Source organism: Nonomuraea terrae, assembly GCF_004348995.1.
Taxonomy (GTDB): Bacteria; Actinomycetota; Actinomycetes; order Streptosporangiales; family Streptosporangiaceae; genus Nonomuraea; species Nonomuraea terrae.
This window is the reverse complement of sequence record NZ_SMKQ01000023.1, coordinates 41,799-66,403: the sequence shown is the minus strand read 5'-3', so window position 1 is coordinate 66,403 and position 24,605 is coordinate 41,799. Positions and strand designations below refer to the sequence as shown.

The following is a 24,605-nucleotide window of genomic DNA, read 5'->3' as shown; positions in this document are numbered from 1 at the left end:
GACCTGGTCTTCGCGCTGGCCAAGATCCTCACCGAGCTGCCCGCCGCCCTGTCGCGCCGCGTCGACCCGCGCTCCTCGCTCAGCCTGGTCTGGGGCAAGGTCGAGGCCGGTTCCGCGGCCAACGCGATCCCCGACGACGGCGTGGCCGAGGGCACCGTCCGCTGCCTCGACGAGGAGGCCTGGCACGCCGCCCCCGACCTGATCAAGTCGTTGCTGGAGTCGGTGGCCGGCGCGTACGGCGTCGAGGCCACGATGGACTACAAGCGCGGCGTGCCGCCGGTCGTCAACGACGAGGTCAGCGTCGAGATGCTGGCCGAGGCCGCCGAGCGTGCGCTGGGCGCGGGCGCGGTGGTCCCGACCCAGCAGTCGCTCGGCGGCGAGGACTTCGCGTGGTATCTCGAGTCGATCCCCGGCGCGTTCGCCCGGCTCGGCACGCGCTCGCCGGGCGGGCTGACGTACGACATCCACCAGGGCACGTTCGACGTCGACGAGAAGGCGATCGCGATGGGCGTGCGGGTCATGGCCACCACGGCGCTGACCGCGTTGTGGGAGGTCGGCCCGCTCGACTCGGTCACCACCGCGATGGCCTGACGGCCCGCCGCGCGGACGCGGCGGGCCCGCCCGCTAGCGCAGGCGGCCGGTGGAGACCGGCAGGTTCAGGGCGGAGTGCCCCGGCGAGACCGTGATCTTCGTGCCCTCCGGGTAGCGGAGGGTGTAGTCGTGGTCGGTCGAGATGATCACCAGGCCCAGCCGGTGGCCCTGCTTGAAGGTGTAGTCCGTCGGCTGGAAGTCCCAGGTGAAGGTGTACTCCTTGCCCGGGCGCAGCGGCTCGGTCCGGTCGGCGCGGTGCCGGTTGCGCACGTCGAGCCAGCCCCTGGTGACGATCTTGTAGTCGGTGCCGGCGGTGCCGAGCGTCCGCAGCGCCGTGCAGCCGCTGTCACCGGGCACGCTCTCGCCGTAGCAGTAGGTCTGGCCCGTCGAGACCAGGGAGCCGGTCGGGCGCACATCGGTGCCGTAGTCCACCAGCAGCGCCGTCAGGTACGGCGAGGCGCCGTCCTTCAGCGAGGCCCGCACCGAGACCGTGGGCGTCCCCGAGACCCGCACGTCGGCGGGCAGCGCCCCGGTCGTGTACGCCAGCCGGTTCGGGTCCGCGCCGGTCGCCTCCACGAGCTGCTCGGCCGTCCTGGTCTTCTGGTCCGTGAACGTCTCCTCGGGCGCCCGCGGGTCCTTCTTCTGACCGAGGACCGAGCCGGAGCCCGGGTAGAGCTTGGCGGTCTTCGTGCCGGGCGGCGGCCAGGACGCCTCCCGCGCCCACTGCCCGACCTGGACCTCCACGTCGGCCTGCGGCTCACGCATGATGCCCGAGTCGACGCCCTGCAACCAGTGGTCGAACCAGCCGTGCAGCTGGCGCAGCCACTCGGCGGTCCGCAGGTTGAACGGGCTCATGTGGGTGCCCTGGTGCAGCCAGATCTTGCGCGGCACGTCGCGCTCGGCCAGGGCGTACCACCACTGGGCGAACTGCTTGGTCTTGACGTTCCAGTCGTTGAGTCCGTGCACGACGAAGACGCTGGCCTTGACCTTGTCCACGTCGTTGAGGTAGTTGCGGGCGTCCCAGAGCGGGCTGTAGTCGCCGGTGATCCGGTCCTGGTCGATCCCGAGCTGCTTGATCTGCTCGCCGCAGACCTCGTAGCCGTTCTCCCTGGTCAGCACGTACTCGGCGAGCACGTCCAGGTCCTCGCCCTGGTAGCCGCCCGGGGCCAGGACGCCGCCGTTGGCGCGGTAGTAGTCGTACCAGCTGGAGATCGCGGCGATCGGGACGATCGTCTCCAGGCCCTCGACGCCGGTCGCGGCGACGGCGTTGGGCAGCGTGCCGTTGTAGGAGACGCCGATCATGCCGACCTTGCCGGTGGACCAGGTGGCCTCGACCGGTTCGCCCTGGGCGTCGAAGCCCTTGGCGCGGCCGTTCAGCCAGTCGATCGCGGCCTTGGGCCCTGCCGTCTCGTTGACGTCGCCGGAGGTCGGGCAGCCGGTGGCGCGGCCGCTGCCGATGTTCTCCACCAGGGCGATCGCGTAGCCGCGGGGCACGAAGTAGTTGTCGTAGTAGCCGTCGAACGGGCCGGCCTCGGGGCTGGCCGCCAGCGCCCTGAGGCTCGGCAGCGGGACGCCGTTCTCGTCGACGTCCACGGGGTGGTTGGCGACGTCGTTGCCGCCCGCGTAGTACGGGCTGGACTCCATGATGACCGGGACCTTCAGGCCCTGCTCGGTCTCCTTGGGTCGCAGGATGTCCACGGCGACCCGGTCAGGTGCGCCGTCGTGGTCGCTGTCGGTGCCCGCGACCTCGACGAACACGGTCTGCAGGATGGCGTCCGCCCGGGAGAACACCGGCTGGGTGGCGTTGTTCTCGATCCGGATGGAGGGGGTGTCTGCGGTGGCAGGCGTGGTGCCGGTCATGGTCGCGACGAGTAACGCGGCCAGCGGCACGGCCAGTGCCTTCCAAGGGTGCATGCGGTCTCCGATGAGAAGTTGACCTGTCGGAGGGAATCTCCGCCATGATCGCCCTCGGGGCAAGAGGTGGACTTGTCCCAATTTTGGGCAAAGTTTCCGCGTGCGTGCCCGAAGTGCCTGAATCCCAATTCAGGTCACGGTCGCGAGTGATGTCGATAACGGAGCGGTTGCGACCCTGTGTGCTGGTTTGGTCTCGCCTGGTCAAGCAACTATCTTCCGTGCAGGTGCCGTACGTTTTCTTCGCGCCCGCGATGAGTTCTTGACGGCGGCGGAAGACGGCGGGAGAGGAAGGGAGTCGCCTTGCTCGGCAAGCGATTCAACAGGATGGCGTTCGGCTCAGCGGTCGGCGTCATGCTCATGGCGGTGGCGGCCTGCGGCGGCGGTGGGGGATCCACGGCCACCGACGAGCCGGCGGGCGGCGCGAGCAGCCCGGCGTCGGGTCTCAAGGTCGGCCTCGCCTTCGACGTCGGCGGGCGTGGTGACAAGTCCTTCAACGACGCCGCGTACGCCGGCCTGGAGAAGGCCAAGACGGACCTCGGCGCCGAGATCAAGGAGCTGAGCCCGGCCGCGGACGGCTCCAACCGCGGCGACCTGCTGCGTCAGCTGGCCGACGCCGGCTACAACCCGATCATCGGCGTGGGCTTCGCGTACGCCGAGGACGTCAAGGCGGCCGCGGCCGAATACCCGGACATCGAGTTCGCCATCGTCGACTCGGCCTCCAGTGCCCCCAACGTGACCGGCCTGCTCTTCGCCGAGGAGCAGGGGTCGTACCTGGCGGGCGTCGCGGCGGCGGCCAAGTCGGAGAGCGGCCACGTCGGCTTCGTCGGCGGTGTCGAGAACGACCTGATCAGAAAGTTCGAGGCCGGCTTCGACGCCGGTGTGAAGTCGGTCAAGGCCGACGCCAAGATCGACGTCACCTACCTCACCCCCGACGGTGACTTCTCCGGCTTCCAGGCCCCCGACAAGGGCAAGATCGCGGCCGAGAAGATGTTCCAGGACGGCGCGGACATCGTCTACCACGCCGCCGGCGACTCCGGCCTCGGCGTCTTCCAGGCCGCCGCGGCGGCCGGCAAGAAGGCCATCGGCGTCGACTCCGACCAGCGCCAGACGGTCACCGAGACCAACCTCCAGTCGGTGATCATGACCTCCATGCTCAAGCGCGTCGACGTCGGCGTCTTCGAGTTCATCAAGGCATTCCAGGGCGGTGCCAAGGGCGGCCAGGACGTCACGTACGACCTGAAGGTCGACGGCGTGGGCCTGGCCACCACCGGTGGCGAGATCGACGACATCAAGGATCAGCTCGACAAGGCCAAGCAGGACATCGTCAACGGCACGATCAAGGTTCCCAGCCAGCCGGAGAGCTGAGCATGCTGTGAAAGGCGAGGGCCCGGAGTCCGCGTACTTCGGGCCTTCTGCTTGTGCAGCGCCAAACAGGAGAGGCAAATGAGTGCTGACACCTTGGCCACGGCGCGACCCGCCGTAGAGCTTGAGGGCATCACCAAGCGTTTCCCCGGCGTCGTCGCGAACCACGACATCCGCATCACCGTCCGGCCCGGTACGGTGCACGCCATCGTGGGGGAGAACGGCGCGGGCAAATCCACCCTGATGAAGATCCTCTACGGCATGCAGCGGCCGGACGAGGGCACCATCAAGGTCAACGGCGAGCAGATGGCGTTCCGCACGCCGAGCGACGCCATCGCGGCCGGGATCGGCATGGTGCACCAGCACTTCATGCTCGCCGACAACTTCACGGTGCTGGAGAACATCGTTCTCGGCGCCGAGCCGAGGAAGGGCCTGCGGCTCGACACGGCCGCCGCCCGCAGGCGCATCACCGAGCTGGCCGCCACCCACGGCCTGCGCGTCGACCCCGACCGGCTGGTCGAAGACCTGGGCGTCGGCGACCGGCAGCGCGTGGAGATCCTCAAGGTCCTCTACCGCGGCGCCCGCATCCTCATCCTCGACGAGCCGACGGCTGTGCTCGTGCCGCAGGAGGTCGAGGAGCTCTTCCAGAACCTGCGCGAGCTCAAGTCCGAGGGCCTGACGGTCATCTTCATCTCGCACAAGCTGGACGAGGTGCTCGACATCGCCGACGAGATCACCGTGATCCGGCGCGGCACCACCGTCGCCAGCGTCGACCCCCGCGAGGTCACCGCCCGCCGGCTCGCCGAGCTCATGGTGGGCAGCGAGCTCCCCACCCCCGAGACCCGCGAGTCCACGGTCACCGACACGGTCGCGCTGAAGGTCGCGGGCCTCACCATGGAGGCCGGCGGCCACCGCCCCGTCCCCAAGGGCACCTCGGTCCGCCTTTACGCGGACAAGCTTCGCCAGGACGGCAAGCGCCTGCTCCTCGACGACGTGTCGTTCGAGATCCACAAGGGTGAGATCCTCGGCATCGCCGGCGTCGAGGGCAACGGCCAGTCCGAGCTGATCGAAGCAATCATGGGCATCCGTCAGGCGCACGGCAGCGTCGAGCTGGACGGCCGTGACATCAGCTCCTGGTCCACACTGCGGCGCCGGGAGTCCGGCATCGGCTACATCCCCGAGGACCGCCACCGCCAGGGCCTGCTCCTGGAGGCGTCGCTGTGGGAGAACCGGGTGCTCGGCCACCAGACCAGGCGGCCGGCCCGCAAGGGCCCCTGGATCGACCGCAAGGCCGCCAAGGCCGACACCGAGCGCATCATCGGCGAATACGACGTCCGCACCCCCGGCGTCGAGACCCTCGCGCTGGCGCTGTCCGGCGGCAACCAGCAGAAGCTGATCGTCGGACGCGAGATGAGCGGTGAGCCGTCGTTCCTCATCGCCGCCCACCCCACCCGCGGCGTCGACGTCGGCGCCCAGGCCGCGATCTGGGACCACCTGCGCGACGCCCGCGCCGCCGGGCTGGCCGTGCTGCTGATCTCCGCCGACCTCGACGAGCTGATCGGCCTGTCCGACACCATCCAGGTGATCTACCGCGGCCGGCTGGTGGCCGCCCTCGACCCATCCGACATCACGCCCGAACGGCTGGGCGGCTACATGACCGGCGCCATCGCCGGAACTGAGGAGGAGTGATGCCCGCCGGGCTCAACCGGGCGCTGCTCACCCTCGCCGGCGCCGTCGTCGCCATCGTGCTGGCCATCGCGGTCTGCAGCGTGGCGATCGTCGCGGCGGGCGGCGACCCGCTGCACGCGCTGACCGCCTTCTTCGACTTCGGCGCCTCCGAGCGGGCGCAGTCGAACAGCGTCGCCACGCTGTTCAACCGGGCGGTGCCGCTGTTCATCGCCGGTCTCGCGGTGGCGGTCGGCTTCCGCATGAACCTCTTCAACATCGGCGTGGAGGGCCAGTACCGCATCGCCGCCATCTGCGCGGCGTACGTGGGCTCCACCTTCGTGGCTCCGGCGCCGATCCAGATCGCGGTGATCATCATCGTGGCGATGGTCGCCGGCGGCCTGTACGCGCTCATCCCCGCGATCATGAAGGTGACCAGAGGCGTCAACGAGGTCATCGCCACGATCATGCTCAACTACATCGCCCTCAACATCACCGCCTACCTCGTGCGCGGCCCCTTCGCCGGCACGCGGGCGGAGGGCGAGCTGACCGTGAGCACGCCGCCGCTCCCCGACTCGGGCATGTTCCCCGATCTCAACTTCCTCTTCGGGTGGTTCGGCATGCTCGCCCCCACCCGCGAGGGCGGCCTGTGGGGCTTCCTCGTCGTGGCGATCGTGCTCGGCGTGGTGCTCTGGGTGGTGCTGGAGCGCACCCGCTTCGGCTTCGACGTCAAGGCCAGCGGCCTCAACCAGTCCGCGGCCCTGGCCGCCGGCGTCAACCCCAAGCGCATGGTGATCGCCGCGATGGTGCTGTCGGGCGCGATCGCCGGTCTCATCGGACTGCCCGAGATCCTCGGCTCCACGGGCTCGTTCGGCACCACCTTCACCTCGGGGCTGGGCTTCCTGGGCATCGCGGTGGCGCTGCTCGGCCGCAACAAGCCCGTCGGCATCGCGGTCGCCGCGCTGCTCTTCGCCTTCCTCGACCGGGCGCAGGGCGCGCTGCAGTTCGCGAACATCCCGCCCTCCGTCGTCGAGATCATCCAGGGCGCGATCGTCCTGCTGGTCGTGGTGGCGAACGAGGTGACCAACCGGTTCGCGCTCAGGCTCGAAGAGCGGCGGGCCGCCAGGCAACTGAAGGTGACAGCATGACCAGGATCGGCAAGTACCATCTGGCGCTCATCGGGGTCGCCGCGCTCCTGCTGCTGATGTCGCTCGTCCGCGTGGTGACCGGCCAGAACGACATCACCTCCTCCGGCACGTTCTCGGCCGCGCTGACGCTGGCGGTGCCGCTCGCCCTCGTCGGGCTCGGCGGCCTGTGGGCCGAACGGGCCGGCGTGGTCAACATCGGCCTCGAAGGCATGATGGTGCTCGGCACCTGGTTCGCCGGCTGGGCCGGCTACCAGTGGGGTCCCGTGGCGGCGCTCGTCGCCGGGCTGCTCGGCGGCGCGCTCGGCGGGCTGCTGCACGCCATCGCCACCGTCTCCTTCGGCGTCGACCACATCATCAGCGGCGTCGCCATCAACCTGCTCGGCCCCGGCGTCACCCGCTTCCTGTCGGAGGTGCTCTACCGGGAGGGCACCGCGGCCGCGGAGGCCGGCGGCGCCATCACCACCTCGCCGCCGATCAGCCCGCCCGCCCCGGAGCGCAGCCTGCCGCTGCTCTCCGACGGGCCCGACCTGCTGGGCAGGCTGGAGAGCACCCACTGGTTCCTGCTGTCGGACGTGGCCGGCATCCTGCGCGGCCTCACCCACAACGTGAACGTGCTCGTCATCCTGGCCGTCCTGCTGCTGCCGCTGACCTTCTACGTGCTCTGGCGCACCCCCTTCGGCCTGCGGCTGCGCTCTGTCGGCGAGAACCCGTGGGCGGCCGAGTCGCTCGGCGTGAACGTCTACCGGATCAAGTACATCGCCGTCATGATCTCCGGAGCCTTCGCCGGTCTCGGCGGCGTCTTCCTGGTCTTCGTCTCCACCAAGTACGTCGAGGGCCAGACGCAGGGCCGCGGCTTCATCGGCCTGGCCGCCATGATCTTCGGTAACTGGCGGCCCGGCGGGCTCGCCGTCGGCGCGGGCCTGTTCGGCTACGCCGACGGCCTGCAGCTGCGCAGCTCGGGGGCGATCACCTCGGTCCTGCTGTTCGGGGCGCTGCTGCTGCTGGGTTACCTGGTCATGCAGGCCCGCAAGCTCATGTCGTCCGAGCTGGACGCGAGAACCGCCAGGCAGTACACGGTCATGGCCTTCGCCGCCCTGGGCATGATCGTGTTGTTCTGGCTCTGGCTCACCGTCGACCGGCTGCCGGACGAACTCGTCAACATCACGCCACACGTGCTCACCCTGCTCGTGCTCCTGGTGGCTTCGCAGCGCCTGCGGATGCCCAAGGCCGACGGCGTGACCTACCGCAGAGGGGAACAGCATTGAACATCGACTGGGACGCGTTGCGGGCCGCCGCCGAGGAGGCCATGCGGAACGCGTACGCGCCGTACTCGAAGTTCCCCGTGGGGGCCGCGGCGCTCGTGGACGACGGGCGGGTGGTCACCGGCTGCAACGTCGAGAACGCCTCCTACGGCGTCGGCCTGTGCGCCGAGTGCGGTCTCGTCTCGGCGCTGGCCGCCACGGGCGGCGGGCGGCTGGTGGCGTTCACCTGCTGTGACGGCCACGGCGAGCTGCTCATGCCGTGCGGGCGCTGCCGCCAGCTGCTCTACGAGTTCGGCGGTGAGGACCTGCTGGTCGAGACGGAGGACGGGCCCAAGCGCATGGCCGAGTTCCTGCCGTACGCGTTCGGGCCGCAGGACCTCAGCCGGAGCGCGTGATGGACGCCATCGAGATCATCCGCGCCAAGCGGGACCGGGGCGAGCTGACCACGGCCCAGATCGACTGGGTGATCTCCGCGTACACGCGCGGCGAGGTGGCCGACGAGCAGATGTCCGCGCTGGCCATGGCGATCCTGCTGAACGGCATGAACCGGCGCGAGATCGCCGACTGGACCCAGGCCATGATCCGCTCCGGCGAGCGCATGGACTGGTCGATGCTGGACCGGCCCACGGCCGACAAGCACTCGACCGGCGGCGTCGGCGACAAGATCACGCTGCCGCTGGCGCCGCTGGTGGCGGCCTGCGGGGCGTACGTGCCGCAGCTGTCGGGGCGCGGCCTCGGGCACACCGGCGGCACCCTCGACAAGCTGGAGTCGATCCCCGGCTGGCGGGCCTCGTTGTCCAACGACGAGATGCTGCACGTCCTGCGCACGGCGGGCGCGGTCGTGTGCGCGGCCGGCTCGGGCCTGGCCCCCGCCGACAAGAAGTTGTACGCCCTGCGTGACGTCACCGGCACCGTCGAGTCGATCCCGCTCATCGCCTCGTCGATCATGTCCAAGAAGATCGCCGAGGGGACGGGGGCGCTCGTCCTCGACGTCAAGGTGGGCTCCGGGGCGTTCATGAAGACCGAGGAGACGGCTAGGGAGCTGGCCGAGACCATGGTCGCGCTCGGCACCGACGCGGGGGTGCGCACGGTCGCGCTGCTGACCGCGATGGACCGCCCGCTCGGGCGGGCCGTCGGCAACGCGCTGGAGGTCTCGGAGTCGGTCGAGGTGCTCGCCGGCGGCGGGCCTTCCGACGTCGTGGAGCTCACCGTACGGCTGGCGCGCGAGATGCTGGAGGCCGCCGGGATCTCCGGCAAGGACCCGGCCGAGGCGCTCGCCGACGGCTCCGCGATGGACGTGTGGCGGCGCATGGTCGCGGCGCAGGGCGGCGACCCCGACGCGCTGCTGCCCAGGGCCGCCGAGACGATGACCGTGGAGGCGGCCGAGCCGGGGGTGCTGACCCGGCTGGACGCGTACGCCGTGGGGCTGGCCGCCTGGCGGCTCGGCGCCGGTCGCGCCCGCAAGGAGGACCCGGTCGCGCCCGGGGCCGGTGTGGTGCTGCACGCCAAGCCCGGCGACCTGGTCCGCGCCGGCCAGCCGCTGATGACCCTGCACGCCGACGACACCGGCCGCTTCGCCCGCGCGCTGGAGGCCCTGGAAGGCGCCTACGCGGTGGGCCCGTCCACGGCGCCGCAGCTTCCCCTGGTCATCGACCGCGTCACTCCGTAGCGGTGCGCAGCGTGCCGAAGGGGTTGTCGACGACGTACCGCCATCGTCCGTCCTGGCCGCGTCGGGCGACGTCGGTGGCGGTCCCCTCGATGCGCACGTGCCGGCCGTCGGCGTCCTCGCCGTCGATGAACCAGTCCACGATCAGCAGCGCGAGGTCGCCCGCGGTGTAGACGTGCCGCGGGCGGACGGTGATCGGCACTCCCAGCTGCATGAACCGGGCGTTGGCCGCGTGGGCCCGCGTCCCGGTCAGCGCACGGCCCGGCTCGGGGACGAACAGCGCTCCGCTCTCGTACACCTGGGCCACCGCGTCCGGGTCGCCGCTGTTGAAGCGTTCGGCGAACACCAGGGGCACATCCTCGGGACGTTCGGCGAGCTCGCGCATCTTGACCTTCCGGCAGGTAGGAATCACTGGGACGCGGCAACGCTAGGAGGCGCTCTCGTGACTCACCAAACCGTTGGTCACCCGGCCCGGCCGGGCCTGCCCGACGATCCGCTCGCGGACGTCACCGAGCCCGATCCCTCGTGCCCGGTGGAGATCACGCTGGCGGCCTTGCGGGGCCGCTGGACGACCTTGGTCATCCGGGAGTTGCTGCGCGGCGACCGCGGCTACACCGACCTGCGCCGGGCGTTGCCTGCGTTGTCGGACAAGGTGCTCTCCGAACGGCTCGCGCAGCTGGCTCAGGCCGGCGTCGTCGAACGCCGCCGCCTGCCGGGCTGGCCACCCCGCACCTGCTACACCCTCACCGCGCACGGCCGCGGCCTGGCCCCCGTACTCCAGGCCCTGTGGGACTGGGGCGCGGCCGGGGAGTGAGGACGGGGACTCCCTCGGCTTCGTGCCGCGGGCCCCGCGGGACCGGGCGCGGTCAGGAGGTCAGGGCGTCGGTGAAGACCTGCTTGAGTACGGCGCGGTGGGTGGGGAGGGCTTCGGCGTGGCGGGTGCGGCCCTCGTCGGTGATGCTGACGTAGACGCCGCGGCGGTCGGCGTCGCACACCACGCGCGTCACCAGGGACGCCTTCTCCAGGCGGGCCACCACGCGCGACAGCGCGCTCTGGCTGAGGTGGACCTCGTCGCACAGCTCCTGGATGCGCAGCTTGCGGTCATGGAGGACGATCCGGTCGAGCACCTCGAACTCACTGGGACCCAGGCCGTGCCGGTCACCCAGCTCCCGCTCCAGCGCGCACATGGCCCTGGCGTGCGTGGACAGCACGTACTGCCAGGTGTCCACGACGTACTGCTCCTCCATGACGCGGAGGTTACCACTTCGCAAATACTCAGACCAACGCATTAATTGCATTTGCATTAAGTGCACAAACAACTATTATCTTTACGCGCCTTCTCCTCTGCCGGGGGCCGGTGCCGGCCGCCCCGGCGACCGGGTCGTGCTCCCGCGAGGCGGCCCGTCCCTGAACGAGACGGGGCCGTCCGTTTGAGGCCGTCCGACCGCTTACGATGCGGTCCGACCGCGCTGGGGCCCCGCCGGACCGGCGGGGCCCTGCCTCATAGAGGGTGCCGCATGGTCCGGCGGGGCAGGGTAGGGGCCCGGAGCGGTCGCGGGAAGGGCCGTACCGATCGGGTGTGGTGCGGCTTGCGGGCCGGTGGGCGGGGCATCTAACCGGCATGGACTCGCCATCCTCGCCGCGCGGCCGTCTGCCCGCTCCACGCGTCCTGCTGGCCCTGGCCGCCGGGCTCACCGTGCTGACGGCCTGCGGCCAGGCCGAGCAGAGCGCCCTGCCGGAGAAGCAGGCCGTCACGACCGGCACCCCGCCCGGCGGCACGCCCGGCTCGCCGAGCCCCGTCCCCGACGTGCCCACGAGCACCGCCGAGGTCGAGGTCGACCGCGGCGGCATGGAGCCCGCCGTCGTGAAGGACGTCCGCTACGCCTCCCACGGCTCGTACGACCGGCTCGTGGTCGACCTCGAAGGCGACGTCCCCGGCTACTCCGTGCGCTGGGTGGACCAGCTCGTCCAGGACGGCTCCGGCCGGCCCATCGACGTGGGCGGCGGCGCGTACCTGCTGCTCACGCTCTTCCCGGCCAACGCCCACGACGAGAAGGGGCGGCTCACCTGGGAGGGCGGCCCGGTCTACCAGGCGGGGCTGGGCAACCTCACCGGCGTCGTCAGGACCGGTGACTTCGAGGCCCGCGTGGGCATCGCCCTGGTGCTCGACAGGAAGGCCCCGTTCGAGGTGAAGGAGATGGGCTCGCCCAACCGGCTCGTCATCGACGTGGCACACTGACGTCCGTGGTGAAAAAGATCGAGGGCCCGGCCCGCATCCCCGTCCCCGGCGGCAAGGTGATCGACGAGCACGTGGGCCGGGTGGCCGGCGGCGACGAGGCCGTCTCCATCGCCCATATGACCGCCCCGCCCGGATGGGAGGAACCGCCGCAGACGCCGTCGTTCACCGAATACACCGTGGTGCTGCGCGGCACGGTCATCGTGGAGCACGACGGGGGCGTCACCCGGGTCGAGGCCGGGCAGTCGGTGGTGACGTCGCCGGGGGAGAAGGTCCGCTACAGCGTCGGCCCCGAGGGCGCGGAGTACATCGCCGTGTGCCTGCCCGCGTTCTCGCCGGAGGCCGCGGGGCGCGACTGAGCCCGACGGTGCTCATATCATGGCCAGATGAGTCTCACGCTTGACGAGATCCGGCGGGCTCCCAAGGTTCTGCTCCACGATCATCTCGACGGCGGGCTGCGCGCCGAGACGATCGCCGAGCTGGCCAGGGAGTCCGGCTACGAGCGGCTGCCCACCCACGATCCCGACAACCTGCGCCGGTGGTTCGAGGAGGCGTCCGACTCCGGTTCGCTCGAGCGCTACCTCGAGACGTTCGCGCACACGGTCGGCGTCATGCAGACCCGCGAGTCCCTCGTCCGCGTGGCCGCCGAGTGCGCGGAAGACCTCTCCGCCGACGGCGTCGTCTACGCCGAGGTGCGCTTCGCGCCCGAGCAGCACACCACCACGGGGCTCAGCCTCGACCAGGTGGTGGAGGCCGTGCTGGAGGGGTTCGAGCAGGGCTCGCGCGGGCGCGGCATCCGCGTCGGCACGCTGCTGACCGCCATGCGGCACCAGGCCCGCTCCCGTGAGATCGCCGAGCTGGCCGTGCGCTACCGCGACGGCGGCGTCGTGGGCTTCGACATCGCCGGCGCCGAGGCCGGCTACCCGCCCACGCGCCACCTCGACGCCTTCGAATACCTGCAGCGCGAGAACGCCCACTTCACCATCCACGCCGGCGAGGCGTTCGGGCTGCCGTCGATCTGGCAGGCCATCCAGTGGTGCGGCGCCGACCGGCTCGGCCACGGCGTGCGCATCATCGACGACATCTCCGTGGCCGAGGACGGCACGGCCAAGCTGGGCCGGCTGGCGGCGTACGTCCGCGACAAGCGCATCCCGCTGGAGATGTGCCCGACCTCCAACCTGCAGACGGGGGCCGCCGCGTCGATCTCCGAGCACCCGATCGGGCTGCTGCGGCGGCTCTACTTCCGGGTCACGGTCAACACCGACAACCGGCTGATGAGCTCGACCAGCGTGTCGCTGGAGTTCCACAAGCTGGTCGAGGCGTTCGGCTACGGCTGGGACGACCTGCAGTGGTTCACGGTCAACGCCATGAAGTCGGCGTTCCTCCCCTTCGACGAGCGGCTGGCGCTGATCAACGGCGTGATCAAGCCGGGGTTCGCCCAACTCAAATGGCAGCCATGAAGCAGACCTTCCGTTCCAAGACCGCGTTCGTGCTGGCGTGGGTGTGGCTGGCGTTCGTCGCGCTCAACGTCTGGGACCTGATCGCCCGCTACACCGGCAAGCCGTCGCTGGTGGCGCTGGCCGTGCTGGCGTTGCTGACGTCCCTCGTGTACGCGATCGCGCTGCGCCCCGCCACCGTCCTCACCGAGGAGGGGCTGCTGGGGCGCAACCCGTTCCGCAACACGTTCGTGCCGTGGGCCGCCATCGACGACGTGAGCGTGTCGCACGCCATCGCCGTCCGCTACGGCGACGAGCAGGTGCTGCGGCTCTGGACGCCGATGAGCAGCGCCCGCGAGCGGGCCAAGGCGCAGCGCCGCGGCACGGTGCCGGAGCGGCGCGGGCGGTTCCAGACCGAGCCGACGCTGCCCAAGGCCGAGCAGGCGGCGGCCGAGGCGTTCGCGGGCAAGACCCACGCCGACTGGGTGGGCGACCAGATCCGTGAGCGCGCCGAGAAGGCGAGGCTCCGTGACGAGGCCGCGGCACCGGCCCGGATCACGTGGTCGTACGACTCGATCGCCTTCGTGGTGGTCACGGTCGTGCTGCTCGTCGGGGTCGTCGCCTTCGCGTAGCGCCGTCAGGCGCTCCCACCCCTGGGCAGCCGGCGCAGCCCGACGTACTCGAGCGCGGCGTAGACCGCGACCACCAGCGCGCCGGTCAGCAGGAAGGCGACCCCCAGGCCGGTCAGCGCGGCGCGGCACCTGTCGTACATGGAGAACGGCCGGGCGCGCCCGAGCCGGGCCATGCTGCTGCGCCTGTCCGCCGCTCTCGACGTGCCGCTGCGGGAGCGCAACACCCTGCTGCTGGCCGCCGACTACGCGCCGGCCTACCGGGAGAGCAGCCTCGATGACGGCTACATGACCTCGATCCGCTCGGCGCTGGAGACCATGCTGACGGCGCATGAGCCGTACCCGGCGGTCGTGGTCGACCGGCTGTGGAACGTGTTGCTGACCAACCGGGCCATGGGCGTCCTCATGGACGGGATCCCGCCGCACCTGCTGGAGCCGCTGCCGAACGTGTTCCGGCCGGCCCTGCACCCCGACGGGCTGGCCGCGCGGCTGGCCAACCTGGGCGAGGTGCGGGAGCTCTTCCTCGAACGGCTGTCACGCCAGGCCGACGCGACCGGCGACGCCGAGCTCCGGGCGCTGCACGAGGAGGTGGCCGGCTACCCCGTGACCGCGCGGGACGACGGCCCCTCGCGGCACCAGCCCAGCCCGATCCAGGTGCCGTTGCGGATCCGCACCCCGCTGGGTGAGCTGGCGATGTTCAGCACCATGGCGACGTTCGGCGCGCCGGCCGACGTCACGCTGTCGGAGCTGGCGATCGAGCTCTTCTATCCCCTCGACGCCTTCACCGCCGGCACCCTGCGCGCCCTGGGAGAGCTCACGGCCGGGGGCGGTTGACGAAGGCCGCCATGCCGGCCTGGGCGATGCCGGACGACTCCACCTGCCGGGCCGCCTCCGTCTCCGCCGCGAAGGCCCGTTCGACCTCCTCCGGCGCGGGGCGGAGCAGGGCGAGGTGGACGGACGTGGCCGTGCCCGGCTCGGTCCACCGGCGGACCCGGGCGATCGCCGTCTCCACCAGCGCCTCGGGGGCGACGATCTCGTCCAGCAGGCCGAGGGAGAGGGCGTCGGCGGCGCTCATGCGGGTCGAGTCGAGCACCAACCGCAGCGCCCGCGCGCCGACCAGTCGGGGGAGCAGGTAGCCGGCCGCGTTCGAGACCGACAGGCCGATGTGGTTCTCCGGGAAGAAGTACTCGGCCGCCGGGGCGCCGACGCGGGCGTCGAAGCTGAGCGTCCATTCGGCGGCGCCGCCGACGCACAGGCCGTTGACCGCCGCCACGACCGGGACTCGCGTTTCGAGCACGGCCCTGGTCATGTCGTGGAAGAGCTCCACCTCCTCGACCAGCGACCGGCCGACGGCCTGGTGCAGGTCCTCGCCCGCGCAGAACGCCCGCCCGGCGCCGGTCACCACGATCCCTCTCGTGCCGCTGCCGTGTTCGCGGACGGCCGCCGCGAGGTCCTCGCGCATGCCGGCGGTGAGGGCGTTGAGCTTCTCGGGGCGGGCGAGGGTGATCAGGGCCACCTCGTCGCGTACGGTCACGTCGATCATCGGGTCTCCTTGTCGACCTGGATGGCGGGGGCGGCGCGCTGGTCGCGCTCCGGCTGGAGGAGATGGCGTTTCTCGATGCGGGCCGACGGGGTGAGCGAGAACTCCTCGACGAACTCGACGTACGCCGGGATCTTGAAGCGGGCCAGGCGTTCCCTGGCGTGCTCGACCACGCTCACGGCGGTCTCCTCGGTCGGCGGGAATCCCGGGCGGAGCTGGAGGAACGCCTTCGGCAGCTCGCCGAACAGGTCGTCGGGGACGGGCACGAGCGCTGCCGACAGGACCGCCGGGTGCTGGGCGAGGACGTTCTCGACCTCGGCGCACGAGATGTTCTCGCCGCCCCTGCGGACCATGTCCTTGATCCGCCCGGCGTGGCGGATGTAGCCCCGGTCGTCGCGGACGCCGAGGTCGCCGGTGTGGTACCAGCCGCCCCTGAAGACGTGGGCGGTCGCCTCGGGGTGGTTCCAGTAGCCCTTCATCATGGGGACGCCCCTGACCAGGATCTCGCCGGTCTCCTCGTCGACGACCACCTCCTTGCCCGGCGGGGCGAGGCCCATCGCGCCCGTTCCCACCGTGTCCTTCGCCTCGACGGGCATCACCAGGTCGGGGCCGCTCTCCGTGGAGCCGTACAGCTCGCGCCAGGGGACGCCCCACCGTTCCTCGAACGTGCGGTGCAGGTCGGGCTGGATGCCGGAGCAGAGCACGAGCCGCATGCGGTGGTCGCGGTCGTGCGGGGCGGGCGGCTGCTTGTGCATGAGGAGGGGCATCGTGCCCAGCACGTACGTGAGCGTCGCCCCGTGCTCGCCGGCGGCGGGCCAGAAGCCGGAGGCGGAGAAGCGGGGGAGCACCACGAGCGGGATGCCGCCGATCAGCGCGAGCACGGTGACCCACTGCGGGTCCATGTACGAGTACGCCTGGGCCATCATGATCACGTCGTCGTCGCGCAGGCCCACCTGGTCGGCGACGACCTGCGCGCATCTGAGCCAGTAGTCGTGGGTGAGCATGCAGGCCTTGGGGAAGCCCGTCGTACCCGACGTGTACTGAAAATTCGCGACATCGTCGGGATTGATGCGAATGGCGGGAGAGGTCCCGTCGGTCAGGGCGTCGAAGAGGTGCACCGTGCCGGGGATGTGCGGGGCGTGCCCGGCGGTGGTGACGGTCGCGACGGCGCCCGAGTCGCGCAGGACGTGCTCCAGGTCGGCGGCGCGATAACGGACGTTCACCGGCACCGCTGTCGCGCCCGCCTTGAGCACGCCGAGCCACGTCAGCGGCCAGCCGGGCACGTTGTCCATCATGATCGCCACCCGGTCGCCCGGCCGCACGCCCTTGTCGGCCAGGGCGCCGGCCAGCCGGTCGGAGCGCGTGCCGGCCTCGGCGAAGGTGACGGATCCGTGGGAGGGGAAGCGGAGGAACTCGCGGTCGCCGTACGTCCTAGCGGCGTGCCTCATCAGGTCGGGGATCGTTGCGTACATCCGGCGGCTCCCATGGGAAGTCGGGCAGCTGGGAGAAATCGGCGGTGGGAACGGCGGCGTCGGCTGGGGCGCGGACGGCGGCCAGCCCGATCGTGACGAACTCGGCGCACACCTGCTCGAGCGTGGAGTCCCCGTCGGGGCGGTACCACTCGCTGGTGCCGGTGCACATGGACATCAGTGCCAGGCGGGTCAGCCTCCGGTCGGCGAGGCGGAACGTGCCCTCCGCCACGCCGTCGGCCAGGGAGCGCCGCCAGTGGTCCTCGTACGTGTCGCGCAGGGTGATGATCTCGTCGCGGGCGGCGGAGCCGGGCGTCAGGGACCGCAGCTCGCCGTCCATGACGCGGGTGGTCATGGGGTTGCGGGCGTGGATGGCGGTGAGCGAACCGATCAGCAGGGCGAGGCGGTCGGCGGGGCGGGCGTACGGGGCCAGCATGCGCTCGGTCGCGTCGATCAGCCCCTGCTGGGCGACGCGCATGAGGTCGGCCAGCAGGGCTTCCTTGCTGGAGACGTGGTGGTAGATGCCGGCGTTGGTCATGTTGACGGCTTTGGCGAGGTCTCTGACGCTCGTGGCGGCGTAGCCCTGCCGGGCGAACAGCAGGACCGCCGCCGTCCTGATCCGTTCGCCGGTGTCGCGGGTGGTGAGGTGAGTTGACATATTGCCTACCGAACGTTCGGTCGCCTCGACTTCGAAAAGTACCTCACGTCGTGAAAAATCGCCATAGGTTGGCTGTGACGCCGTGTCAGCCCCTACATCTGGTGAGGACATGTTCGGCATCGGAGAGCTCGGCTTCGCCCTGGAGCAGGTCAGGGCGAGCCTGGACGAGAAGACCGGCCCGGAGGAGCCGCACGGCAGCGCCCGGGCGGCGAGTTACGAGGTCGAGGACTTCGGCCCGATACTCGACCTTGCCAGGGGGATCTCCCTGCACTGCCCGGAGAACCCGGAGGAATGGGTGACCGAACTCCAGATCGAGGTGATCCCGTCCCCGTGACCGCGCAGGACCTCGGGCCGCTGCTGGAACCGCATCGGGTCGAGCTGACCGGCTACTGCTACCGCATGCTCGGCTCCGGTTTCGAGGCCGAGGACGCGGTGCAGGAGACGTTCGTCAGGGCGTGGCGGACGTACGATTCGGCCAAGGGGCCGCTGCGGGCGTGGCTGTTCCACCTGGCCACGAACATCTGCCTCGACATGCTGCGCGGCCCCCAGCGCCGCGCCCGGGCCATGGACCTCACGCCCGCCGCCGTTCCAGGCGCCGACCTGGGTGCCCCGTTGCCGGGGGACCGGTGGGTCTGGCCCGTCCCCGACGTGCGCGTCCTCGATCCCGCCGACGTGGCGGTGACGCGGGAGACGGTGCGGCTGGCGTTCGTGGCGGCCCTGCAGCACCTGCCGCCCCGGCAGCGCGCCGTGCTCATCCTGCGTGACGTGCTGAAGTGGAGCGCCGCCGAGACGGCCGTCCTGCTGGGCACGAGCGTCGCCTCCGTCAACAGCGCCCTGCAACGCGCCCGGGCCGCCCTGCCCGCCACCCGGGAGACCGACTCAGAGGTGGACGAAGGGCTGCTGGACCGCTACGTGTCGGCGTTCGAGCGCTACGACGTGGCCGCGCTCGTGTCGCTGCTGCACGAGGACGCCACGTCGTCGATGCCGCCGTTCACGTGGTGGCTGCGCGGGCGGGAGGACATCCGCACGGTGCTGGTCGCCGCCGCCGGCGACGCGTACTGCGCCGGCTCCCGCCTCGTCCGTACGCGGGCCAACGGCTGCCCGGCTTTCGGGCAGTACGTCAAGGGGGAGGCGTTCGCCCTGGTCGTGCTGGAGGTCGAGAGCGGCGTGATCACGGGGGAGACGACGTACCTGGATCCGGGGTTGTTCCCGTTCTTCGGGCTGCCGATGAGTTTCGGGGACGTCCTCCGTACTGATGGGTGAAGGAGGACACATGCCACAGATCATCGAACTTCCCGAGCGTCCGTACGTCGGGGTGCGGGGGACCATCACCATGACCACGTTCGGCGTGGTGGGCGACCGCATCGCCGGGATCATCGGCTGGCTCGCCGAACGCGGCCACCACCCCGCCGACGCCCCGTTCTTCCGGTACGAGGAGATCGACATGGCCGGTGACCGGCTGGTCGTGCAGGCGGGGGTGCCGGTGGCCGTGCCGGTGGAGGGCGAGGGAGACCTCTTCGCCGCCGTGCTTCCGGCCGGCCGCTACGTCACCGAGTCGCACCACGGCCACCCCGACCAGCTGTTCGGCGTCATCGAGTCCGTGCTCACGTGGGTCAAGGAGCAGGGCCTGACCCTGGACACGACCGAGAAGGACGGCACCGAGCACTGGGGCTGCCGCCTGGAGCTCTACAAGACCAACCCGCTGGAGGAACCCGACCTCAACAACTGGGACATCGACCTGCAGTTCCGCCTGTCCTGACGCCGTCCAGGCGGTGCGCCGCAACCCGCCGCACCGCCTGTCCCCAGGCCTCCAGCGGCTGCTCGGGAGCGATGTGGGCGACCCCGTCCACCTCGCACCCACTCCGGAGACCGCGTGGAGCGGGCTGACGCTCGAGGAGCTGGTGGGTACCGATCGAGCTCGGCTTGGTGACGCGATTGTCCCGCGCACATGCCGGCAGCGGGGCGGCCGCTGCTCCGGGGGCCGCATGTGTTGCTCTCCTGGTAGGGCCGGAGCATCGGCGCTCGCTCTTCAGAGCCCTCGCGACCTCTGGTAGCTTCACCATCAACTCGCCTGCTGAGCAGGCAGTTGACGTCCTGGTCGTACGCCGGACATCCGAACCCGGGACCTTGTCGGCCACTTCAGGCAGGGCCGAAGAGAACGGAAGCCACGCGATGAACAGTTCCGGCCGGCAGCCCCCGCAGATCGACACCAGCCGAGCGCACTCCGCCTGCATGTACGAGGCGGTCTCACCGATGAGATGTGGCCGTCAGAGACCCAGACGGGTGGTCAGGTCGTGTTCCAGGGCGCTGAGGGCGTGGGTGGCCTTGGTGCGGGCCTGCGGGACGTCGTCGGTTACCGGGACGACGACCTCCAGGTAGCACTTCAGTTTGGGTTCCGTGCCGGAGGGGCGGATGACGACGCGGGCGTCGCCTGACAGGTGGTAGCGCAGGCCGTCGGTGGGGGGCAGGCCGCCGTCGCCTCGCGAGAGGTCGTCGGCGCGTTCCACCGCCGGCCCGCCGAGCGTCGCGGGCGGAGCGGCGCGCAGGCGGGACATCGCGTCGGCGATCAGCGACAGGTCCGCCACCCGGAACGACACCTGCGACGTCGCGTGCAGTCCGTAGCGGCGGGCCTGGTCGTCCAGCAGGTCCAGCAGCGTACGGCCGTCGCGCCGGGCCGCCGCCGCGATGCCGGCCACGGTCAGTGCCGCGCCGATGCCGTCCTTGTCGTGGACCGGCAGGCCGGAGTCGGAGCCGATGCTGTAGCCGATGGCCTCCTCGTAGCCGAAGACCAGCCCGGGCCCGGCCTTGATGATCCACTTGAAGCCGGTGAGCGTCTCGCCGTACCGGACGCCGTGCGCCCGCGCGATCTTGCCGAGCAGGGTGGAGGAGACGATCGTGGTGGCCACCATGCGGTCGCCCGTGGTGTGCGTGATGACGTGCTCGGCCAGCAGGCCGCCGAGCTCGTCACCGGTCAGCATGCGTACGCCGCCGCCCGGCAGCGGCACCCCCACCGCGCACCGGTCGGCGTCGGGGTCGTTGGCCAGCACCAGGTGGGCGTCCGTCTTGGCGGCCAGCGCGACGGCGAGGTCCATCGCGCCCGGCTCCTCCGGGTTGGGGAAGGCCACCGTCGGGAAGTCCGGGTCGGGGTCGCGCTGCTCCTCGACCGCGATCGGCTCCTCGAACCCGGCCGCCTTGAACGCCCTGGTCAGCAGGTCCGCGCCGACGCCGTGCAGCGGCGTGTAGGCCACCCGCAGGTCGCGGGCGTCACCGAGGGGCAGCGAGGTCACGGCGTCGAGGTAGGCGGTGACGACGTCCTCGCCGAGCATCGTCAGCTCACCGGGGCCGTTCATGGGCAGCTCGTCGACGCGGCCTGCGGCGTCGATGGCGGCCGAGATCTCGGCGTCGATCGGCGGCACGATCTGCGAGCCGTCGCCCCAGTAGACCTTGTAGCCGTTGTCGCGCGGCGGGTTGTGGCTGGCCGTCACGGTGACGCCCGCGTCCGCTCCCAGGTGGCGCACGGCGAAGGCCAGGACGGGGGTGGGCAGCGGGCGTGGCAGCAGCGAGGCGCGCAGCCCCGCCCCCGTGAGCACGGCGGCCGTGTCGCGGGCGAACACGTCGGACTTGTGCCGCGCGTCGTACCCGATGACCACGTGCCTGCCCGGCCCCAGCACGGCGGCCAGTCCGGCGGCGGCGCGCATGACGGTGACGCGGTTCATCCGGTTCGGGCCCGCGCCCAGCTCGCCGCGCAGCCCCGCCGTGCCGAACTCCAGCCGGGCGCCGAACCGTTCCCGCAGCTCGCCGAGGTCTTCCCGCTCGATGAGGGCGGTCAGTTCGGCGCGGGTGTCGGGGTCGGGGTCCTGCTCCAGCCACCGGCGGGCCCGCGTCAGGAGATCGCTCACAGGTGGTCCACCGCCTTGGCGAGCAGCACGCCCATGCGGGCGGCCGTGGCGCGGCCCACCTCCAGCACTTCCTCGTGGTCGAGCGGCTCGCCGGAGAGCCCGGCGCCGGGGTTGGTGACGAGGGAGACGCCGAGCACCTCCACGCCCGCCTCGCGGGCCGCGATCGCCTCCAGGACGGTGGACATGCCGACCAGGTCGCCGCCCAGCGTGCGCAGCATGCGGATCTCGGCCGGCGTCTCGTACGTGGGCCCGCGGAAGGCGACGTAGACGCCCTCGGCGATGGACGGGTCGATCTCGCGGACCAGGTCGCGCAGGCGGCGTGAGTAGACCTCGGTGAGGTCGATGAACGTGGTGCCGGTGATCGGGTTGGCCCCGGTCAGGTTGATGTGGTCGCTGATCAGGACCGGGTCGCCGACGTTCTGCGTCTCGGGACGCAGCCCGCCTGCCGCGTTGGTCAGCACGAGTGTGCGGACGCCGGCCGCTGCCGCCGTGCGCACGCCGTGCACCACCGCGTCGACGCCTAGCCCCTCGTACAGGTGCGTACGGCCGAGGAAGATCAGCGCGGTCCTGCCCCCGGCGGTGCGCACGGCGCGGATCTTGCCGCCGTGCCCCGCCACCGCGGGGGCGCGGAAGCCGGGCAGGTCGGCGAACGGGATCTCGCTCACCGTCTCGCCGATCGCGTCGGCGGCGGGCACCCACCCCGACCCCATGACGAGCGCCACGTCGAAGGTGTCGAGGCCGGCGGCGCCGCGCAGCGCCGCCGCGGCCTCGCCGGCCAGGGTGTAAGGGTCGTTGTTCACAAATCAGTAGTTTAGGAGCAGCCGGTCCAGTACCCGGACGCCGAACTGCAGCGCGTCCACCGGCACCCGCTCGTCCACGCCGTGGAACATCGAGGCGAAGTCCATGTCGCCGGGCAGCCGCAGCGGCACGAACCCGAACCCGCGCACCCCGAGGTCCGCGAAGAACGTCTTGTTGTCGGTGCCGCCCGACATGCAGTACGGGATCGCCCGCGCCGCCGGGTCCTCGGCCTTCAGTGCCGCGATCATCGACTCCACCAGCGCCCCGTCGAACGTCGTCTCCAGCGCGATGTCGTGGTGGATGAACTCGCGCCGCACCTTCGGCCCGAGCAGCGAGTCGATCGTCTTGAAGAAGTCCTCCTCGAACCCGGGCAGGAAACGCCCGTCCACCACGGCCGTGGCCTGGCCGGGGATGACGTTCGACTTGTAGCCGGCGTCGAGCTGGGTCGGGTTGGCGGTGTGGCGCAGCGTCGCGCCGACGAACCGCACCAGCGGCCCGATCTTGTCCAGGACCGGCTGCGGGTCGTCCTCGTCGAACGGGATGCCGAAGGCGTCGGCGACCTCGGTGAGGAACTGCCGGACCGTGGCGGTGTAGGTCAGCGGCCAGTCGTGCTCGCCGATCCTCGCCACGGCCTTGGCGACCTCGGTGACGGCGTTGTCGGAGTTGAGCATCGAGCCGTGCCCGGCCGTGCCGTCGGCGATCAGCTTCATCCAGGACAGGCCCTTCTGGGCCGTCTCGATGAGGTAGAGCCGCAGCGACGGGTCCACCTCCAGCGAGTAGCCGCCGACCTCGCTGATCGACTCGGTGACGCCCTCGAACAGCTCGGGGTGGTGGGCCGTGAGGTACTTGGCGCCGTACACGCCGCCGGCCTCCTCGTCGGCCACCCAGGCGAACACGATGTCGCGGCGGGGCCTGCGGTTCTCCCGCTTGAGCTGGCGGATCAGGGCCAGCATCATCGCGTCCATGTCCTTCATGTCCACCGCGCCGCGGCCCCAGATGTAGCCGTCGCGGATCTCGCCCGCGAACGGGTCCACCGACCAGTCGGCGGCGTTGGCCGGCACGACGTCCAGGTGGCCGTGGACCAGCAGGGCGGGCAACGACGGGTCGGAGCCCTCCACCCGGGTGATCACGTTGCCGCGGCCGGGCTCGCTCTCGATGTACGTCGACTCGATCCCGACCTCCGACAGCCTGGCCATGACGACCTCGGCGGCGGCCCGTTCGCCGGGGCCGCTGCCGTCCCCGTAGTTGCTGCTGTCGGCGCGGATGAGCTCCACGCACAGGTCGGCGACTTCCTTCTCTGCGGGCGTCATGGTGTGGTCTCCCAACGGTGGTTCAGCGTGAGCAGTCCGGACTTGTGGAGATGGCCGCGTTTGTAGGCGCGGGTGATGAGGGTGAGATCGATGTCGGTGATCTCGTCGTACCGGCCGACCACCCCTGTCACGAAGCGATAGAGGTCGGCTTCGTGCGCCGCGACGACCTGCACGATGAGGGAACGCGTGCCGGTGGTCGCGGCGCAGTACCGGACGTCGGGGTGTGCGGCCAGCCGCTGGCCGACCAGGTCGAGCCCGTGCGGGCGGACCTTCAGCCAGAGCATGGCCTCCACCTGCAGCCCGAGCAGCGCGGGCTCCACCTCGGCGCGCGGCAGCAGCAGCCGCCGCTCCAGCAGCGAGGTGAGCCGGCGGCGGGCGGTCGGCGGGGAGAGGTCGAGCCGCTCGGCGACCGCGGTGTACGCGATGCGGCCGTCGGCGACGAGCAGGTCGGCGATCTGCTGCTCCAGCGGCGACAGGGTCTCCTCGTCGGGCAGGCACTCCGGCGGCGGCCCCGGCCGCAGCTCGGCGACCTCCTGCTCGGTGAGGTAGGGCGCGTGCCACTCCGCGACGGTCCTGAACGTGTGCAGCACCACCTGCGCCTGTGTGCGCACGATGCCGTCGATGCCGGTGAGCTGCTCGGACAGGATGCGGTGCAGGTCCTCGCGCGAGGGCGCGATCAGCTCGCAGCCGAGGTCGGCGGCGCCGGTCAGCGCGTACACCGAGCGGGTGTCGGGCCGCTCGGTCAGCGACTTGGCGACGTGGTCCGCCGTGCCCGCGTACACCTGGACGTCGAGGTGCACCGGACGCCCGTGGCCGGTGCGCAGGTCGTCGTAGATGGCGGTGACCCGGACGACGCCCTCGGAGATCAGCCGTTGCAGCCGCCGGGCGACCGTGCGCTCGTGCTCGCCCACGGCCCGGCCGATCTCGCCCCACGACGCGCGGGGGCTGACCTGCAGGGCGGCGACGAGCCGCCGGTCGAGAACGTCCACGTAGACCCGTTTCTGTGTCGGGATTGTAAATAT

At 71.2% G+C, this 24,605-nt stretch carries 27 protein-coding genes; 16 read left to right on the top strand and 11 right to left on the bottom strand.

The features are described 5' to 3' along the window. On the top strand, positions 1 to 591 hold a 591-nt coding region (locus E1286_RS11460; protein ID WP_132611521.1), incomplete at its 5' end, for a M20/M25/M40 family metallo-hydrolase. 33 nt (positions 592 to 624) lie between these two features. Here the strand turns inward: E1286_RS11460 and E1286_RS11455 are convergent. Then, positions 625 to 2,505 carry a Xaa-Pro dipeptidyl-peptidase gene (locus tag E1286_RS11455; RefSeq protein ID WP_132611519.1) on the bottom strand — a complete coding sequence of 627 codons (1,881 nt, stop codon included), beginning with the start codon at positions 2,503 to 2,505 and terminating at the stop codon, positions 625 to 627. Between the two features lie 300 nt (positions 2,506 to 2,805). On the opposite strand from E1286_RS11455, the gene E1286_RS11450 reads away from it, so the two are divergent. The 6 genes from E1286_RS11450 to E1286_RS11425 all read left to right on the top strand — a co-directional run bounded on the left by E1286_RS11450 (position 2,806) and on the right by E1286_RS11425 (position 9,611). After that, positions 2,806 to 3,870, top strand: coding sequence for a BMP family lipoprotein (locus E1286_RS11450; protein WP_132611517.1), 1,065 nt, complete (start codon positions 2,806 to 2,808; stop codon positions 3,868 to 3,870). Between the two features lie 78 nt (positions 3,871 to 3,948). After that, entirely contained in the window at positions 3,949 to 5,556 is a 1,608-nt protein-coding gene (locus E1286_RS11445; protein WP_132611515.1) for an ABC transporter ATP-binding protein, read from the top strand. Next, complete coding sequence (locus E1286_RS11440) at positions 5,556 to 6,680, top strand: ABC transporter permease (RefSeq protein ID WP_132611513.1); 1,125 nt, start codon at positions 5,556 to 5,558, stop codon at positions 6,678 to 6,680. Before E1286_RS11445 ends, E1286_RS11440 begins: the two co-directional genes overlap by 1 nt. Then, positions 6,677 to 7,945 carry an ABC transporter permease gene (locus E1286_RS11435; RefSeq protein WP_132611511.1) on the top strand — a complete coding sequence of 423 codons (1,269 nt, stop codon included), beginning with the start codon at positions 6,677 to 6,679 and terminating at the stop codon, positions 7,943 to 7,945. Before E1286_RS11440 ends, E1286_RS11435 begins: the two co-directional genes overlap by 4 nt. Next, positions 7,942 to 8,337 (top strand): cytidine deaminase, encoded by a 396-nt coding sequence (locus E1286_RS11430; RefSeq protein WP_132611509.1) that lies wholly within the window; start codon positions 7,942 to 7,944, stop codon positions 8,335 to 8,337. The genes E1286_RS11435 and E1286_RS11430 overlap by 4 nt, the downstream gene beginning before the upstream one ends. Further along, positions 8,337 to 9,611: a thymidine phosphorylase gene (locus E1286_RS11425; protein ID WP_132611507.1), complete on the top strand. Its 1,275-nt coding sequence runs from the start codon at positions 8,337 to 8,339 to the stop codon at positions 9,609 to 9,611. Before E1286_RS11430 ends, E1286_RS11425 begins: the two co-directional genes overlap by 1 nt. Here the strand turns inward: E1286_RS11425 and E1286_RS11420 are convergent. After that, positions 9,601 to 9,993 (bottom strand): YybH family protein, encoded by a 393-nt coding sequence (locus E1286_RS11420; protein ID WP_132611505.1) that lies wholly within the window; start codon positions 9,991 to 9,993, stop codon positions 9,601 to 9,603. The genes E1286_RS11425 and E1286_RS11420 overlap by 11 nt on opposite strands. Positions 9,994 to 10,050: 57 nt before the next feature. Between E1286_RS11420 and E1286_RS11415 the strand changes: the two genes are divergently transcribed. Next, positions 10,051 to 10,422, top strand: a complete 372-nt coding sequence (locus tag E1286_RS11415; protein WP_132611503.1) for a winged helix-turn-helix transcriptional regulator — start codon at positions 10,051 to 10,053, stop codon at positions 10,420 to 10,422. Positions 10,423 to 10,474: 52 nt separating this feature from the next. On the opposite strand, the gene E1286_RS11410 is transcribed toward E1286_RS11415, so the two are convergent. Beyond that, entirely contained in the window at positions 10,475 to 10,855 is a 381-nt protein-coding gene (locus tag E1286_RS11410) for a MarR family winged helix-turn-helix transcriptional regulator (protein ID WP_132611501.1), read from the bottom strand. 374 nt (positions 10,856 to 11,229) lie between these two features. Here E1286_RS11410 and E1286_RS11405 point away from each other — a divergent pair, with 374 nt between their 5' ends. Genes E1286_RS11405 through E1286_RS11390 form a run of 4 tightly spaced genes read left to right on the top strand, consistent with a single transcriptional unit; the run spans position 11,230 to position 13,912 of the window. Continuing rightward, positions 11,230 to 11,847, top strand: a complete 618-nt coding sequence (locus E1286_RS11405) for an AMIN-like domain-containing (lipo)protein (RefSeq protein ID WP_132611499.1) — start codon at positions 11,230 to 11,232, stop codon at positions 11,845 to 11,847. A gap of 5 nt (positions 11,848 to 11,852) precedes the next feature. Further along, a complete protein-coding gene (locus E1286_RS11400; RefSeq protein WP_132611497.1) occupies positions 11,853 to 12,203 on the top strand; it encodes a cupin domain-containing protein in 351 nt (116 codons plus the stop codon). A gap of 27 nt (positions 12,204 to 12,230) precedes the next feature. After that, entirely contained in the window at positions 12,231 to 13,304 is a 1,074-nt protein-coding gene (locus E1286_RS11395) for an adenosine deaminase (RefSeq protein ID WP_132611495.1), read from the top strand. Then, complete coding sequence (locus E1286_RS11390; RefSeq protein ID WP_132611493.1) at positions 13,301 to 13,912, top strand: PH domain-containing protein; 612 nt, start codon at positions 13,301 to 13,303, stop codon at positions 13,910 to 13,912. Before E1286_RS11395 ends, E1286_RS11390 begins: the two co-directional genes overlap by 4 nt. A gap of 5 nt (positions 13,913 to 13,917) precedes the next feature. Here the strand turns inward: E1286_RS11390 and E1286_RS47755 are convergent, their stop codons facing one another. Next, on the bottom strand, positions 13,918 to 14,085 hold the full coding sequence (locus tag E1286_RS47755) for a hypothetical protein (protein WP_165969685.1): 168 nt from the start codon (positions 14,083 to 14,085) through the stop codon (positions 13,918 to 13,920). Here E1286_RS47755 and E1286_RS11385 point away from each other — a divergent pair. Beyond that, positions 14,084 to 14,743 carry an MmyB family transcriptional regulator gene (locus tag E1286_RS11385; protein WP_246074734.1) on the top strand — a complete coding sequence of 220 codons (660 nt, stop codon included), beginning with the start codon at positions 14,084 to 14,086 and terminating at the stop codon, positions 14,741 to 14,743. The two genes, E1286_RS47755 and E1286_RS11385, sit on opposite strands and share 2 nt — an antisense overlap. Here E1286_RS11385 and E1286_RS11380 read toward each other — a convergent pair. Genes E1286_RS11380 through E1286_RS11370 form a run of 3 tightly spaced genes read right to left on the bottom strand, consistent with a single transcriptional unit; the run spans position 14,724 to position 17,576 of the window. After that, on the bottom strand, positions 14,724 to 15,452 hold the full coding sequence (locus E1286_RS11380; RefSeq protein WP_132611491.1) for an enoyl-CoA hydratase/isomerase family protein: 729 nt from the start codon (positions 15,450 to 15,452) through the stop codon (positions 14,724 to 14,726). The genes E1286_RS11385 and E1286_RS11380 overlap by 20 nt on opposite strands. Then, positions 15,449 to 16,921, bottom strand: coding sequence for an AMP-binding protein (locus tag E1286_RS11375; protein ID WP_246074733.1), 1,473 nt, complete (start codon positions 16,919 to 16,921; stop codon positions 15,449 to 15,451). Before E1286_RS11375 ends, E1286_RS11380 begins: the two co-directional genes overlap by 4 nt. Beyond that, positions 16,881 to 17,576, bottom strand: a complete 696-nt coding sequence (locus E1286_RS11370) for a TetR/AcrR family transcriptional regulator (protein ID WP_165969689.1) — start codon at positions 17,574 to 17,576, stop codon at positions 16,881 to 16,883. Before E1286_RS11370 ends, E1286_RS11375 begins: the two co-directional genes overlap by 41 nt. Before the next feature lie 109 nt (positions 17,577 to 17,685). On the opposite strand from E1286_RS11370, the gene E1286_RS11365 reads away from it, so the two are divergent. From E1286_RS11365 to E1286_RS11355, 3 genes are read left to right on the top strand one after another with little or no spacing between them, the layout of a single operon-like run. After that, positions 17,686 to 17,910: a hypothetical protein gene (locus tag E1286_RS11365; RefSeq protein ID WP_132611487.1), complete on the top strand. Its 225-nt coding sequence runs from the start codon at positions 17,686 to 17,688 to the stop codon at positions 17,908 to 17,910. Then, entirely contained in the window at positions 17,907 to 18,839 is a 933-nt protein-coding gene (locus E1286_RS11360; protein ID WP_246074732.1) for a sigma-70 family RNA polymerase sigma factor, read from the top strand. The genes E1286_RS11365 and E1286_RS11360 overlap by 4 nt, the downstream gene beginning before the upstream one ends. Positions 18,840 to 18,849: 10 nt before the next feature. Beyond that, positions 18,850 to 19,335 (top strand): GyrI-like domain-containing protein, encoded by a 486-nt coding sequence (locus E1286_RS11355; RefSeq protein ID WP_223189814.1) that lies wholly within the window; start codon positions 18,850 to 18,852, stop codon positions 19,333 to 19,335. Positions 19,336 to 19,843: 508 nt separating this feature from the next. On the opposite strand, the gene E1286_RS11350 is transcribed toward E1286_RS11355, so the two are convergent. Genes E1286_RS11350 through E1286_RS11335 form a run of 4 tightly spaced genes read right to left on the bottom strand, consistent with a single transcriptional unit; the run spans position 19,844 to position 24,572 of the window. After that, positions 19,844 to 21,475, bottom strand: a complete 1,632-nt coding sequence (locus tag E1286_RS11350) for a phospho-sugar mutase (protein WP_132611482.1) — start codon at positions 21,473 to 21,475, stop codon at positions 19,844 to 19,846. Beyond that, complete coding sequence (locus E1286_RS11345; protein ID WP_132611480.1) at positions 21,472 to 22,275, bottom strand: purine-nucleoside phosphorylase; 804 nt, start codon at positions 22,273 to 22,275, stop codon at positions 21,472 to 21,474. Before E1286_RS11345 ends, E1286_RS11350 begins: the two co-directional genes overlap by 4 nt. 3 nt (positions 22,276 to 22,278) lie before the next feature. Further along, a complete protein-coding gene (locus tag E1286_RS11340; protein ID WP_132611478.1) occupies positions 22,279 to 23,583 on the bottom strand; it encodes a M20/M25/M40 family metallo-hydrolase in 1,305 nt (434 codons plus the stop codon). Next, a complete protein-coding gene (locus tag E1286_RS11335; protein ID WP_132611476.1) occupies positions 23,580 to 24,572 on the bottom strand; it encodes an Lrp/AsnC family transcriptional regulator in 993 nt (330 codons plus the stop codon). The genes E1286_RS11340 and E1286_RS11335 overlap by 4 nt, the downstream gene beginning before the upstream one ends. Between the last annotated feature and the right edge of the window lie 33 nt (positions 24,573 to 24,605).